16 protein-coding genes and 1 other annotated feature are annotated in these 13,960 nt (G+C 51.6%); of the genes, 9 read left to right on the top strand and 7 right to left on the bottom strand.

Annotation, left to right across the window (positions count from 1 at the left end):
* Nucleotides 1-40 precede the first annotated feature (40 nt).
* Nucleotides 41-415 (bottom strand): hypothetical protein, encoded by a 375-nt coding sequence (locus EVJ22_RS13625; protein ID WP_070328315.1) that lies wholly within the window; start codon nt 413-415, stop codon nt 41-43.
* A 159-nt stretch (nt 416-574) separates the two neighbouring features.
* On the opposite strand from EVJ22_RS13625, the gene EVJ22_RS13620 reads away from it, so the two are divergent.
* From EVJ22_RS13620 to EVJ22_RS13605, 4 genes are all read left to right on the top strand, one after another.
* Entirely contained in the window at nt 575-1,006 is a 432-nt protein-coding gene (locus EVJ22_RS13620; protein WP_016509745.1) for a MarR family winged helix-turn-helix transcriptional regulator, read from the top strand.
* Nucleotides 1,007-1,126: 120 nt separating this feature from the next.
* Entirely contained in the window at nt 1,127-1,762 is a 636-nt protein-coding gene (locus EVJ22_RS13615; RefSeq protein ID WP_071398871.1) for an FMN-dependent NADH-azoreductase, read from the top strand.
* A 78-nt stretch (nt 1,763-1,840) separates the two neighbouring features.
* Nucleotides 1,841-2,518 carry a uracil-DNA glycosylase gene (locus tag EVJ22_RS13610; protein ID WP_071398872.1) on the top strand — a complete coding sequence of 226 codons (678 nt, stop codon included), beginning with the start codon at nt 1,841-1,843 and terminating at the stop codon, nt 2,516-2,518.
* 122 nt (nt 2,519-2,640) lie between these two features.
* Nucleotides 2,641-2,835: a binding site (T-box leader), on the top strand.
* Nucleotides 2,836-2,888: 53 nt separating this feature from the next.
* The gene (locus EVJ22_RS13605; RefSeq protein WP_071398873.1) at nt 2,889-4,451 is read left to right on the top strand and encodes an aromatic amino acid hydroxylase; all 1,563 of its coding nucleotides are present in this window, start codon (nt 2,889-2,891) and stop codon (nt 4,449-4,451) included.
* Between the two features lie 39 nt (nt 4,452-4,490).
* On the opposite strand, the gene EVJ22_RS13600 is transcribed toward EVJ22_RS13605, so the two are convergent.
* Together EVJ22_RS13600 and EVJ22_RS13595 are read right to left on the bottom strand one after the other, a co-directional pair.
* The gene (locus tag EVJ22_RS13600) at nt 4,491-5,480 is read right to left on the bottom strand and encodes an alpha/beta hydrolase (RefSeq protein WP_071398874.1); all 990 of its coding nucleotides are present in this window, start codon (nt 5,478-5,480) and stop codon (nt 4,491-4,493) included.
* Between the two features lie 32 nt (nt 5,481-5,512).
* Nucleotides 5,513-6,334 (bottom strand): Cof-type HAD-IIB family hydrolase, encoded by an 822-nt coding sequence (locus tag EVJ22_RS13595; protein WP_070328310.1) that lies wholly within the window; start codon nt 6,332-6,334, stop codon nt 5,513-5,515.
* Nucleotides 6,335-6,459: 125 nt separating this feature from the next.
* Here EVJ22_RS13595 and EVJ22_RS13590 point away from each other — a divergent pair, with 125 nt between their 5' ends.
* The 4 genes from EVJ22_RS13590 to EVJ22_RS13575 all read left to right on the top strand — a co-directional run bounded on the left by EVJ22_RS13590 (nt 6,460) and on the right by EVJ22_RS13575 (nt 10,380).
* Entirely contained in the window at nt 6,460-7,152 is a 693-nt protein-coding gene (locus EVJ22_RS13590; protein WP_016509883.1) for a response regulator transcription factor, read from the top strand.
* The gene (locus EVJ22_RS13585; protein ID WP_071398875.1) at nt 7,149-8,528 is read left to right on the top strand and encodes a sensor histidine kinase; all 1,380 of its coding nucleotides are present in this window, start codon (nt 7,149-7,151) and stop codon (nt 8,526-8,528) included. The genes EVJ22_RS13590 and EVJ22_RS13585 overlap by 4 nt, the downstream gene beginning before the upstream one ends.
* 65 nt (nt 8,529-8,593) lie before the next feature.
* Nucleotides 8,594-8,959: a DUF1499 domain-containing protein gene (locus EVJ22_RS13580; protein WP_071398876.1), complete on the top strand. Its 366-nt coding sequence runs from the start codon at nt 8,594-8,596 to the stop codon at nt 8,957-8,959.
* Nucleotides 8,956-10,380 carry a dihydrolipoyl dehydrogenase family protein gene (locus tag EVJ22_RS13575; protein ID WP_071398877.1) on the top strand — a complete coding sequence of 475 codons (1,425 nt, stop codon included), beginning with the start codon at nt 8,956-8,958 and terminating at the stop codon, nt 10,378-10,380. Before EVJ22_RS13580 ends, EVJ22_RS13575 begins: the two co-directional genes overlap by 4 nt.
* 35 nt (nt 10,381-10,415) lie before the next feature.
* On the opposite strand, the gene EVJ22_RS13570 is transcribed toward EVJ22_RS13575, so the two are convergent.
* The 3 genes from EVJ22_RS13570 to EVJ22_RS13560 all read right to left on the bottom strand — a co-directional run bounded on the left by EVJ22_RS13570 (nt 10,416) and on the right by EVJ22_RS13560 (nt 12,230).
* Nucleotides 10,416-11,192 carry a flagellar motor protein MotB gene (locus EVJ22_RS13570; protein ID WP_071398878.1) on the bottom strand — a complete coding sequence of 259 codons (777 nt, stop codon included), beginning with the start codon at nt 11,190-11,192 and terminating at the stop codon, nt 10,416-10,418.
* Entirely contained in the window at nt 11,170-11,952 is a 783-nt protein-coding gene (gene motA / locus EVJ22_RS13565; protein ID WP_070329182.1) for a flagellar motor stator protein MotA, read from the bottom strand. Before motA ends, EVJ22_RS13570 begins: the two co-directional genes overlap by 23 nt.
* A gap of 86 nt (nt 11,953-12,038) precedes the next feature.
* Nucleotides 12,039-12,230: a hypothetical protein gene (locus tag EVJ22_RS13560; RefSeq protein WP_233589722.1), complete on the bottom strand. Its 192-nt coding sequence runs from the start codon at nt 12,228-12,230 to the stop codon at nt 12,039-12,041.
* 201 nt (nt 12,231-12,431) lie between these two features.
* Between EVJ22_RS13560 and EVJ22_RS13555 the strand changes: the two genes are divergently transcribed.
* Nucleotides 12,432-13,811 (top strand): TrkH family potassium uptake protein, encoded by a 1,380-nt coding sequence (locus tag EVJ22_RS13555; protein WP_071398879.1) that lies wholly within the window; start codon nt 12,432-12,434, stop codon nt 13,809-13,811.
* A gap of 59 nt (nt 13,812-13,870) precedes the next feature.
* On the opposite strand, the gene EVJ22_RS13550 is transcribed toward EVJ22_RS13555, so the two are convergent.
* Nucleotides 13,871-13,960: IS3 family transposase (locus EVJ22_RS13550; RefSeq protein ID WP_131441643.1), on the bottom strand; the 90-nt coding region annotated here is incomplete at its 5' end.

Below are 13,960 nucleotides of genomic sequence, written 5' to 3'. Positions count from 1 at the left end.
CTCAAACCTAGTCATCAAAAAAACAACGCGCGTGCGTTGTTTAGTAATGGCGGAACGCCGACATATCGAGATGGCTCGCATCGGATTCGTCGACGGCGAGCTCGATTTTCAAATATTCGTGGAAAGGCGAATCATACGCTCCCATGCAGGCGACCGGTTCATGGCCGGGTACGGGCGATTTTCGTTTCGTCTTGACGAACAGGTAGTCTTCGCGCGACAACGTCAACAAGAAACGCTCGACTGCGTGCGGTTCGCGCGTGACGTTCGGCCATGGCAAGTGGTTGAACAGTAAAAAGACCGCGCCTTCTTTTTCAAGTGCATAGTCAGGGGCGATGCCTTCCCGGTTCAACAACTCGATGACCGAACTCAAATAGCCTGCTTTAATCGTCAATGAAATCTCATAATACTCACGCATACCGTCCACCCTTTCTAAAAATCACAATAGTTCTATTCTAAACGTTTCAAGGAGACGCGACAACGGAGAAGTTTCTTGACGAAGTGTTTTTAGCGACGTATACTGCTCATGTCCTGCTATACTAAAGGTAAATGATGAACGAATTGAGGTGAAACCGACATGATTGAATCACTCGAATTGAAGGCATGGGTCGTCTTAGCAAGAGCGATGGACGCAATCAGTGATCGTGTCAAAGACGATCTTAGACGCCACCAATTGAATTCAACAGAGTTCGGTGTTCTATCCGTATTGTATAAACGAGGAGATACGCCGCTGCAACAAATCGGTGATCAAATTTTGATCACAAGTGGCAGCGTCACGTATGTGATTGACAAGCTTGAGAAGCGAGGGCTCATCGAGCGCGTCGCCTGCCCGTCAGACCGTCGTGTCACGTATGCATCGTTGACAGGCGAAGGCAAGCAATTGATGGACGTCGTCTATCCTGAGCATATTGAAATCTTCAAAGATATTTATGGACCGCTCAGCGAACAAGAGACCGAGACATTGATTGATTTATTGAAACGCGTCGGCTACAACGCGGCAGGCAAATAACGCCTGCCTGTTTTTTTTTGTCAATTATCTTGAAGTTGAAATAATTGACGGTGAGATATACAGATGATATAGTTCTAACTGTTGTTATCAAAATAGAGATTACCAGTGGAGGAACCCATTATGAAAAAAGTATTATACGTATCAGCTAACCCAAAACCGACAGAGTTGTCATACAGCAAACAAGTCGCAGAAGCGTTCATGACGAAGCTTCAAAAAGAAAACGCATCGCTTGAAGTCGAAGCAATCGAGCTTTACGATGTCGACGTCCAAGAAATCGATGGCGACGTGTTAAGCGCTTGGGGAAAATTCGCGTCTGGTGAAGCACTCACAGACGTCGAAGCTTCAAAAGTCGCGACGATGAACGGTATGCTTGAGAAGTTCATGGAAGCAGACCTTTACGTGTTCGCGACGCCGATGTGGAACTTCTTCTTCCCAGCACGCATGAAGATGTTCCTCGACAGCGTCCTCTCAGCTGGCAAGACGTTCCGTTACACAGAGCAAGGGCCAGTCGGTCTCCTTGAGAACAAACAAGCGATTCACATTCAAGGGACAGGCGGCATCTACACAGGAACAGACCTCAACTTTGCAGACGCGTACCTCCGTCAAGCGCTTGCGTTCGTCGGCGTGAACGAAGTAACGACACTTGCGGTTGAAGGAATGAACCAGTTCCCAGACAAGATCGAAGACATCGTTGCTGACGCTACAGCGAAAGCAGAAGCACTTGCGAAAGAAGTAGCAGGCACAGTCACAGTATAATCATCGGACGAGTCCACTGGGCTCGTCTTTTTGTGTGCCGTCGATTCGGGTATGATAAGACGGAAAGGGGCGAATCAAATGGGAGAACAGTTATCAGACCGCTTGCTCGGCGATTGGAGCGATATCATTGCCGACGAGATGGAGCAGTCGTACTTCGTTGACTTGAAAGCGTTCGTCGATGAGGCGTATGCGACGACGACCGTCTATCCGCAGCGGGAAGACATTTGGAACGCGTTCGTCTACACGAAGTTTAAAGACGTCAAATGCGTCATCCTCGGCCAAGACCCGTATCACGGTCCGAATCAGGCGCACGGACTAAGCTTCTCGGTCCAAGACGGTGTCCGTTTTCCGCCATCGCTGCGCAACATCTTTCAAGAGTTGCATGAAGACTTGGGTTGTAGCGTGCCGAAGAGCGGGAATTTAGAGAACTGGGCCCGCCAAGGCGTATTGTTGCTCAACACGGCGCTCACGGTCGAAGCGAGTAAAGCTGGCTCTCACCGGGGTAAAGGCTGGGAGCAGTTCACGGACTCGATCATCGAGCAACTCGGGAAGCGCGAACAACCGATCGTGTTTATTCTTTGGGGAAACGATGCCAAAAAGAAACAAAAGCTGATCGGGCCGCAGCACGCGATCTTGACATCGGTCCACCCGAGTCCGCTGTCGGCACACCGCGGCTTCTTCGGATCCCGTCCGTTCTCGCAAGTGAACGATTTGCTGAAACAGTGGGGACAACCTGAAATTGATTGGTGTTTGTGACAGTTCGCAGTTGCGGACTGTTTTTTGTTGACGTCGACAAAACGATTTGGTAAAGTTACAACCAACAAGATACTTTAACGCTTAAAAGCAAGTTCGCGTAGAAGCATAACTGCATAACAGTAACAAAAGCGATGATCAAACCGAAGTAGAGACATCTTCCCTGGCCCAGAGAGCGTGTGGTGCTGCGAACACGCCCAAAAGATGAATCGAATTACAGTTTGTGAGCTCTCGCATGTGAGCGGTCCCCCGTTATCGGATTAGAGTGACTAGATGACGTCTAGTAATCAGGGTGGTACCGCGGCTAAGTCGTCCCTATCGAGTGAATCGATAGGGACTTTTTGACGTCCAGTAGACAAAAGGAGGAAATATCATGCTCACACAATCAATCCCACGCCACTTGGCGCCTCATATCTCGCCCCAGTTTTACAACGAGTACACACCGACCGATCACGCGGTCTGGCGCTTCGTATTACGGCTCAATTTGCATACGCTCGAAGGCAAGGCCCATCCGTTCTACATCGAAGGGTTGAAAAAGACAGGCATGGGACCGGAACGTTTGCCGGACGTCGAAAAAATGACCGCCGAGATGCGAGCGGCCGGTTGGTCGACGGTCGCGGTCGACGGATTGATTCCTGGCGTCGCGTTCTTTGACTTCCAAGGGAACGGGATGTTACCGGTCGCGACCGACATCCGGAAAGTCGAGAACATCTTGTACAGCCCGGCACCTGACATTATCCATGAGGCGGCCGGTCACGCGCCGATGCTGATGGACCCTGAGTTTTCTAAAATCGTGAAACGGTTCGGTCAACTTGGTGCGAAAGCGTTCATGAACCGTGAGGAACACGCCTCGTTCGCGGCACTCAAACGACTGACAATCGTGAAAGAGAATGCCAACTCGACGGAAGCGGATGTCAAAGCCGCCTTAGAAGCGCTGCATGAAGCGAAAGCGCAAGTGACGGGCTTCTCCGAAGCGCAACAAGTGGCGCGTATCTTTTGGTGGACGGTCGAGTTCGGACTGATCGGCGACATCGAACGCCCGCTCATTTACGGGGCCGGACTGTTGTCTTCGGTCGGCGAGAGCCGTCACTGCCTGACCGACGCCGTCACGAAACATCCGTTCAATCTCGAGCATGCGCTAGAGACGAAACAGGACGTGACGAATATGCAAAGTGAACTGTTCGTCATCCCTGACTTCGAGGCGTTGACGGATGCGCTCGATGAACTCGAATCACGGATGGCCGTCCACAAGGGCGGGATCGCATCGCTTGAGAAGGCGCTCGCTTCAGGAAGTCAATCGACGATCCGGCTCGAAGATGGGACCGACCGTGTCGGAACGGTTCGACACGTGACGAACACAGGCGGAGTTGCTCTCGTTCAATGGGGAGACTGCGTGAAAGTTGACCACGGCCAGCTTCGTAATTTGAACAATCACGGACTACTCGTTTTAGATGGACCCATCCAAGAAGCGCTCGCGGAAGCGAACGTTCGCCTCGATGGCCGCATCGTTAGCGAGACGGCAGACGAGATCACGCTAGAAGACGTGAGCGTGCACATCGACGGCAAACAAATCGAGCTCGCGACGCTTGAAGTGAGACACGATTCGCTACCGTCGATCTTCCCGGGCACGGACGTCGAAGAGCTCGTCGTCCTAGAGAAACCGGTTCAAATCGAACGGGACGCCCGGACGTGGACGGAAGACGACCCGCTCTTCAATCGCATCCGGCTCATGCGTGAACAAGGGGAGTCGATCGACGCTCTCGTCCCGATGGTCCTCTCTAAGCATGCAGACGCCTGGTTGGCTCAGATTGAATGTTTGGAACTCGTTCAGTCAGACGAGCTTCGTCAAGCACTCATCGACCGGCTACAAGCGTTACGGAAAACTTCAGACTCTCGCAACGAGCTGATTGGCCGCGCAATGGATTTGCTCAAATGACGCAAACAACCCCGACTTTGAAAAAAGTCGGGGTTGTTTTTATTTGGTCGTTTCGCGCAAGAACGTGATCAAGCGACGATACGTTGAACTGGCTGCTGGTTGATTCATCTCGAAGTGATAGCTGTTTCCGAGTTCGTATTCATCTCGATTATAGAAGACGCTCGTCACGTCAGTCCGTCCGGAGAGAATCGTCGCGAACTCTTTCGCTTGTGTCTCGAACGACCCCGTGTTCCCGTCGGTGATGAACGTCGGGACGAACGTGGCCGGGATGTTGACGAGAGGAGACGCTTCGTTGACGATGGGGAGGTTCTCCCAATTGTACGTCCCGAAGTAGGCCCAACCGATCCGCTTGAACAAGAAACGGTTGACGGCTTTCGAAGACTCGAGAATCGTCCGTTTCAAATCGTACGGGCCAGACAAGAGGACAGCGCCGAGGATCGAGTCTTGCGGGACGACTTGATTCACTTCGGCTGACGGTGCATAGCCATCGTTCAGTTGAATCCCGATGAATTGGGCGACGAGCTGCGCTCCGTTCGAGTCTCCGGCGAAGAAGACGCGGTCGAGATCGAGTCGGAAGCGATCGTTGTTGTCGGTGATATACGTGTACGCCTCTTCGATTTGCTGGAGCGGCACCGGATACGTGACGTCCGGGGCGAGGGCGTAGTTGATGCTGACGACGTTGTAGCCGTTGCTTGCGATCGACGTCGCATACTTGAACACATCGGCCTTATCACCGCCAACGAACGAGCCACCGTGCACCCAAAAGATCGTCGGGACGACATGCTTATCACCTTCATAGCGAATCAAATCGAACGTTCCGTTCTCGTAGGCAGAATAGTAATCGATGTCTTTACGGACCGACGTCTTTTGAACGACTTCGTCGAATCCTTTGATCGCGACTTCCTTGCCTCCAGTAAATGAAGTTTTGACGAGACGGGACGCAGGCTTCGGTGACAAGAAGACGTAGGCGGCACTGGCGACGGCAGTTCCGACTAGTCCGAGTCCAGCTCGTTTCAATCCTTTATTCATCGTAATCCCTCCTTGGTTCAAACGGTTATTGCTTAACGATTCGTAACGACACTGCTCATGTACGTCTCGATGACGTGGGCGATCCCATCTTCATTGTTTGACTTCGTGATGAAGTCGGCTTTCCCTTTGACCGTGGCGTTGGCGTTACCCATGGCGACACCGAGTCCGGCCCATTCGATCATCGTCAAGTCGTTGTTGCCGTCTCCGCAAGCGATGACGTGTGCTTGGTCGATTCCGACGTGGTCAGCCAAAAAGGCGAGGCTCGTCCCTTTCGTCACACCGGCTTCCGTGAACTCGAGGAAAAACGGTTTCGAACGAGCGACGGCGAGCTTGCCTTCGAGCTCGAGTTGCAGCTTCGTCTCGATTGGAGCGAGCGTATCGCCGTCGCCGAGCATAAGGCATTTGACGACAGGGGTCGTGACGGTTTCTTTGAAATCGTTGACGTGGATGACCGGCATGCCCGTCAATTCGCCTTCGAGATCGGTATACGGGTTCGGCTGATCGGTTACGATTTCGTTACCGATGTACGTATGAATCGCGATTTCCTCCCGGACACTGATATCATGGAGGTGGGCGACTGTGTCTGGCATTAACGTGCTTGAGAAGATTTCTTCATTTGTTTCACAATTGATGATTGAAGCACCGTTGAATGACAAGATGTAACTACCATATTTGGCGAGCTCGAGTTCACGAGCTGCTTCCCACATGGCGTATGTCGGACGTCCGCTTGCTAAAACGACTTTGTGGCCGCGTTCTTGGACGTCAAGCAACGCCGCTTTCGTGACAGGGGAAATCGTGTGGTCGCTCGTGAGGAGCGTATCGTCCATATCTAAAACAATCATGTTATAACTCATAGTGGTAAGGAGTCCTCCTTCAGAATCTAATGACTCCATCCTAATACGATTTGAGGTCAATTGACAACCTTGTCGCAAAAACGTAACTATAATGTAGAGTAGTGAACTCCAGAAGAGGTGGAAATATGAATCGGATATTAGTAGCCGAAGATGAGCATGCGATTCGCAGCTTTATCATCGTAAATTTAAAACGAGCCGGATTTGATGTCTTTGAAGCGACGAACGGCCGTGAAGCGGTCACCGCGTTCGATCGTGAACCGTTTGATATCGTCTTGCTAGACGTCATGATGCCTGAGATGGACGGTTTTGAAGCGTGCGCCGCGATTCGTGACTTAGACGAGAACGTCGGGATCATCATGTTGACGGCACGCACGCTTGAAGAAGATAAAATCGAAGGTCTCGGAAAAGGGGCGGACGACTATATCGCCAAGCCGTTCAGCCCGGGCGAGCTCGTCGCGCGCATTCATGCGCTCCTGCGACGCGTCGAAAAAGTGAAGCGCAAAGAGAAGAAACGTCTCAAGTCAGGACCGTTCGCCATCGACTTGGCGGCGAAACAAGTGACGAAATACGGACAATCGATCGATTTGACGCCGACCGAATACGACTTAATCTGTCATCTCGTCCAAAACGAAGAAGTCGTCTTATCCCGCGACGCACTTCTTGACGCGGTTTGGGGCATCAACTACTTCGGGGATCGGAAGACGGTGGACGTCAACATTCGCCGCTTACGGCAAAAGATTGAAGACGACCCGAGCCATCCGGCCTATATCGAGACGCTATGGGGGCATGGCTATAAGTGGCGGAGACATGACGGATGAGACAACAGCTCGTCATCCGCATGATGATTGTCGTGACACTCGTGCTCTTACTGCTCGTAAGCGTCCTGTCATACGGTACGTACCGTTATTACTACGAGTATGAGTCCGATGCGTTGGTCAGCCATGCGACAACAAGCGCTTATTTGTATCCACAGGCGCAAGTCGGATTTGAGACACCGAGCGCGTTCTCGGTCCTCGTCCGGACGTTCGGGTATCCGGGTACCGATTTGACGATGGTCGACCGCTCTGGCGCGATTATAAAAACGACCGGGCAGCGAGCACAACAAGCGTCGTATACACCTGAGCAGCTTGATCGTCTCGCTAGAGGAGAGTCGGTCGTCCAAGACTATGACGTGAACGAAGAACACTTTCTGTCGGTGACGAGCCCAATCATGACCGAGGGAACGGGTGAGTTCGCCATCAGTTTCACGCGTCCACTCGCAGACTTAGACGCACTCATCCGCGAGATTTGGATGGCGATCCTCATAATCGGTGTGTTAATTTGGCTCGTGGCGCTATACGCGGTCATCCGAATCGCGGACCGCTTCGTCCGTCCGATCCGCGAGATTATTGAGACGGCTGACGAGATGGCGCAAGGTGATTTCGACGTCGAGGTATATTCGAACGAGAAGCACGAGCTCGGCGCGCTTGCCCGGACGCTGACTTACTTAGGCGCTAAAGTGCAACAGCACCAATCGACGCGCAACGAATTCTTGTCGAACGTCTCCCATGAGCTCAGGACGCCGCTCACTTCAATCAAAGGCTGGACTGAGACGATCCGAGGCGGGGACGAGCAACTGTCAGACGAGACAGAGCTCGGTCTGAGTATCATTCATTCGGAGACCGAGCGAATGATCGGTCTAGTCGAGCAATTGCTCGACTACACAAAAATCGAGGAGAGTCGTCTCGTGCTCTATCGTCAAGAGCTCGATCTCGTCTCCCTGTTACGCAAAGTAACGATTCAACTGAAACAATCGCTTGAAGATAAGCAGATTACGTTGATCGAGCGCTACCCGGCCAAGTCGGTCGGTCTATTCGATGAGAACCGGCTCAAGCAAGTGTTCTTAAACTTACTTGAAAACGCGATCCGGTTCTCACCAGTTGGCGGGACGCTCACGGTTCGCTTCGTTCAGTCGGAACGGGTCGCCTTCATCTCGATTATCGATCAAGGACCTGGCATCTCGAAAGAACACTTGCAGCGCATCACGGAAATGTTCTATCAAGCGCAAGTGACGAAAGGCAGCAGCGGTCTCGGCCTTGCGATCGCTAAGGAGTTGATCGAGGCGCATGAAGGGAAACTTGTCATTGAAAGTGAAGTCAGAAAAGGGACGACTGTGACAGTTTTGTTACCGCTCGATCCGAGCGAACTGCAATAAAAGGGTTAAACCTTCCGAATTCAGGATACATACAATTGTATGTAGAATGAGGGAGGTTTTTTGTCGTGGCCGAAAAAACATTGAAACCGTTGAAAGGAAGTCCGAATGCCGTATCGACACAAACGTCGATCAAAGCGCTACACATGGACCCGCTTCCGTATGGAAAAGACCGCAATCAAACGGTCGAAACCATCAAAATGGTGATGGGGCAGCTACCTCGGACGGAGCTTGCCGAGGAGACGACGGACACGCTCCATTACGTCGTCACTTCGAAACTGATGCGTTTTAAAGATGATGTGGAATTTTTATTTGACGATGAAGCGAGACAAGTAGAATTTCGTTCTGCTTCACGACTTGGTCATTCCGACTTCGGTGTGAACCGGAAACGGATGGACGACGTAAGCAAACGATATCGGAGGTTGATGGGATGAAGGATTATCAGCTGATTGTAATCGGGGGAGGCGCGGCCGGGATGACGGTCGCAGCCGGTGCCGCGAATTTAGGTGCGAAAGTCGCACTAATTGAGAAGAAAAAACATCTGGGCGGCGATTGTCTCCACGTCGGCTGTATCCCGTCGAAGGCGCTCATCGCAGCCTCGAAAGATGCGAGTTCGCTGATGCAGGCCGCACGTGTGCTCGGAGCCGAGTTTGACGGGCGCGATCATTATAAGACGACGAAGGCACGAGTCGACAAAGCGCGGGCAATCATTCAAGAACACGATGGGACGGAGCGGTTCGAAAAGATCGGGGTCGATGTGTACATCGGGGAAGCGTCGTTCCAAAGCCCGTACGAACTGAAAGTCGGTGACGATTTACTGATCGGTAAAAAGTTCGTCATCGCGACCGGGTCGAAACCGACCGTCCCGCCAATCGATGGATTGGACAACGTTTCCTACTTAACGAATGAAAACGTCTTTGAAGAAGAGACGCTCCCAGAGAGCATCATCGTCATCGGGGCCGGCACGGTCGGACTTGAGCTGGCACAGTCGTTCGCAAGGCTCGGCAGCCAAGTGACCGTGCTCGAGGCGCAAGACGCGTTCTTGCCGAAAGAAGACGGGTCTGTCAGTGCGTTGCTCCGCTCACAGCTCGAGATGGCGCTGCATCTAGAAATCGGTGTCAAGGTCAAACAGATTGCTGAAGTGGCAGGACGCATCAAAGTCACAGCCGAAGTTGATGGGGAAACTGTCGAGTATGAGGCAGAAAAACTGCTCATGGCGACAGGACGTGCTCCACGCATCGAAGAACTTCGCCTTGATCGGGCGAAAGTCGACGTGAAAGACGGATATGTCGATGTGACGTCGACGTATCGGACGTCACAGTCCCACATCTTCGCCATCGGAGATACGATCAAGACGTTACCGTTCACACACGCGGCCGGCGAAGAAGGAAAGGCGGTCGTCGCCAACGCCTTGTTCGGGCTATGGAACAAGGTCGATTACAGCAAGATGCCTTGGATCACGTTCACCGACCCGGAAGTGTTCCATGTCGGATTGACCGAGGCCGAGGCGCGTGAGCGTCACGGGGATGACATCGAAATCTTTGAGGCGAAGCTGTCTGAAGTCGATCGGTTCGTCGCCGATCGCCAAGAGACAGGCTTCGTCAAAATCATCACCCGGAAGAACGGCAAGATTCTCGGAGGACACGCGGTCGGGATGACGGCTGGCGATTGGATGCAGATTGTCGTCTATGCGATGCAACGTGGCGATAAGATCGGCAAGTTGTCACGCATGATCTATCCGTATCCTTCGCGGAGCGAGGCCGTTAAGAAAGCGGCCGATCTATACTGGCGGAAGCGGCTCTTCGAGAGCCCGCTCACCGAGCTCGCCCGAAAATATTTTGAATGGACACGTTAACAAAAAGCCCACTCTGTCGCAGAGTGGGCTTTTCGTCATGGTAAGACGAGCGTTTCGATCATTTTTGGTGAACCTTCTGATAAGTCGACGAGCGGCTTGATCAATACTTCGACACGGCGATTTTTAGAACGGCCGGCGTCCGTTTCGTTCGTCGCAATCGGCTTATATTCCCCGTAGCTTGCGAGCGTGAACTGATTCGGATTGAGCAACTCATTTGTCAACAGACCTCGCATGAACGCAGTCGCTCGGGCTGAACTAAGTTCCCAGTTCGACGGGAAACGAGCCGTATTGATCGGCACGTTATCGGTATGACCGGACACAACGATTTCTCGATTTCCGGCTTGTTCGAGAATGCCGCTAATCGACTGGGCGACCGTGCGGGCGTCAGCGTCGAGTGTCGCTTCCCCCATGCTGAACAAAGCCCGGTCTTGGATCGTCAGGACGAGCCCGCTTGAGTTGATGGTCGCTTCAATTTCGTCTTCTAATCCATTTTTCTTAATGTACTGATTCACTTCTTCTTTTAACTCGTCGAGTTTGGCCAGCTCATACGTCCGCGGATTAGCGGTCGTATCTGTCTTGTCCGTTCGGCTAATGTCACTGTTTGACGCCGTTGAGGCTTGGAAGACACTCGTGCCGCCTGAGAACACCTGATTGAACGATTGAGACATCTTCTCAAGCTTCGTCTGGTCGACGTTACTTGAGGCGAACAACACGATAAACAAAGCGAGAAGTAACGTCAGCAGGTCAGCGTAAGGGATGAGCCAGCCTTCCGGGATGTGTTCTTCATGGTCATGCTTCTTTTTGCGCTTCATAGTTCGCTCGCTCCTTTGGAGACAAATACACGGCCAACTTATCTTCCAACGTCTTTGGTGACTCTCCGCCTTGAATCGACAAAATTCCTTCGATCATCATTTCCTTGACGACGACCTCACTTTTCGAATATTGCTTCAACTTGTTGGCAAACGGGAACCAAAGAACATATCCACTGAAAATCCCGAACAGCGTTGCGACAAAGGCGGCGGAGATGGCGTAGCCGAGTTTATCGATATCGGATAAGTCTTTTAGTGCGGCGACGAGCCCGATAACGGCTCCAAGTACACCGAGCGTCGGAGCGTACGTGCCTGCTTGCGTGAACACATCAGCGTTCGCTTTGTGGCGTATTTCCATATTCTCGATATCACGCGACATCACTTCGGCGATATATTCAGACGGTTGACCGTCGATGACCATCATCATGCCTTGTTTCAAAAACGGTTCTTCGACTTGCTCGAGTGCCGTTTCGAGTGACAGTAGGCCTTCCTTACGTGCTTGTGTCGACAGGTCGACGAATTGCGTCAATAATCCAGATTTGCTTGGCAGTTCTTGCTTTTTGAATAAAATTTTAAATAGTTGGGGTACCGTCTGTAGCTGCTCTTTCGAAACGGCAATACTGACCGCGGCCGCCGTCCCGACAAAAATAATGACGAGCGCCGCAGGGTTGATCAGCGGAGCGACCCCCGCTCCTTTCAAAATCATTCCTCCGATTAACGTAAAGAAACCGAGTAAAAGTCCGACTAAAGTGACGACATCCATGTCTATGTTTTCCACCTTTCTAAAAAAGATCAAGATATAAAAAAAGCGAGAGACTTAACTCGTCTCCCGCAAATGCGTTCCGATGGTTAAGCGCCGTTTTCGTCAATCAGCAGTTGGATGCTGATATTTCGTTCTTCACGCTCTATATCGGTTAGCACATCGTATTTTTTTAATAATGCGTACAATTGATTCATAACTTCTTGATCAAGTGACCAATTCAACAGTTCTTCGAGCTGGAAATAGAGATGGGCGGGCATACATTGTGATTGACGCTCCAACCTTCGCGAGACATCCTTTAGCGAATGATCTACCGTACTAGGGTCCACGGTTTCATTCAACCTCCTCAATATTCATAAAGTCTATCTCTCATATTACCAAAAAAATATAGGAAGGGTTAGCGATACATTTTTCTAGTTGGCAATTTACACGTCGAGGAGTAAGATGATGCTTAGAAAACTTGATTCGAAGGAGATAGCGAGATGCGACATCGATTGACCGTACGGGAATTGCGCTTAAAACGGATTGAGGCGCTATACCGGCTCATCTTTGAAAAACCGGCCCGATTTATCGCGACTGGATTTTTACTCGCCATCTTGATCGGAGCCACGTTACTGTACATGCCGTTCGCCCAAACTGAGCCGGTCTCTTGGATCGATTGCCTCTTCATCGCGACGTCAGCAGGAACGGTGACCGGCCTGTCGACGATCGACATCGGCTCATCGTTCAATACGTTCGGAGAGCTCGTCATCGTCGCCTTGATTCAAATCGGCGGACTCGGATTTATGACGGTCGCGCTCATGCTGCTCAGTGTGCTCGGTAAGAAAATCGGCTTAAAACAGCGCATTTTACTCCAAGAATCGCTCAACTTGTCAGGTCCGGGCGGAACGGTCCGCCTCGTCCGCAACATCGTCTTCACGACCATCATCGTCCAGTTCATCGGAATGTTATTTTTGACGGTCGAACTTTACAGCACGAGCGATTATCGGTTCGGTGAAGCACTGTATTATGGCTTTTTCCATGCCGTCTCGGCGTTCAATAACGCAGGTTTTGCATTATGGCCCGACAGCTTGATGCAGTTCGAGCAGAATACGGCCATCGTCGTCACGATTTCGATGCTCTTGATGATCGGGGGTCTCGGATTTACGACGATTGCCGACGCGACCGAAGTGAAACGATGGAAGCGACTCGCTCTGCATTCGAAAATCATGATTGCTTCGCTTGGCGTCATCAACGGGATTGCCTGGTTCGGACTTATGCTATTCGAGTGGGTATCAGTGGAAGGTGCACTTTACGGCCGTCCGATTGGCGAGGCGTTAAACGTCACGTTCTTTCAAGCGGTGACGACACGGACGGCTGGATTCAATACGGTGGACATCTCGATGATGGCGCCGGTGTCGATCGGTTTAATCCTCATCTTGATGTATATCGGGGCCGGAGCGGCATCAACGGGATCTGGTATTAAAGTGACGACCGTCGCTGTCATTTTAGCGGACATGTGGGCGTTCATCGTCGGTAAAAAAGAGACGGTCATTCTCGAACGGACGGTCGACGCGTTCCAAATCAAGAAAGCCTACGTCGTCGCCATCTCAAGTTTCTTCTTTATCTTGCTGATCACGGCACTCACGATTTTGACGAATGATCACATTCCTGCGACCGCCCTCTTGTTCGAGACCGTGTCTGCCTTCGGGACGGTCGGGCTCTCGCTCGGTATCACGGCTGAACTGAATGACGCCGGTAAAGGGCTCATCATGTTCATGATGCTTCTCGGTCGCGTCGGCTCGCTGACCATTCTGTTCACGGTCGCACGACAGATGGACCGGAAGATCCGTTACCCGAAAGAGAAGTTGTTAATTGGATGAGGACACACAAAAAGCCCTGGTTTGAACTGAACCAAAAAAGTTAGACACTAAATAATTTGTCAGGCGACTTCGAGAACCTGGGTCCGGTATTCCACCGGGCTCAGGTTTTTTAGTCGTTTCTTGATGCGACGATGATTGTAGTACTCGAT

Source organism: Exiguobacterium sp. SH0S7, from assembly GCF_004337195.1.
GTDB lineage: Bacteria > Bacillota > Bacilli > Exiguobacteriales > Exiguobacteriaceae > Exiguobacterium > Exiguobacterium aurantiacum_A.
This window is presented reverse-complemented; position numbering and strand designations above follow the sequence as displayed.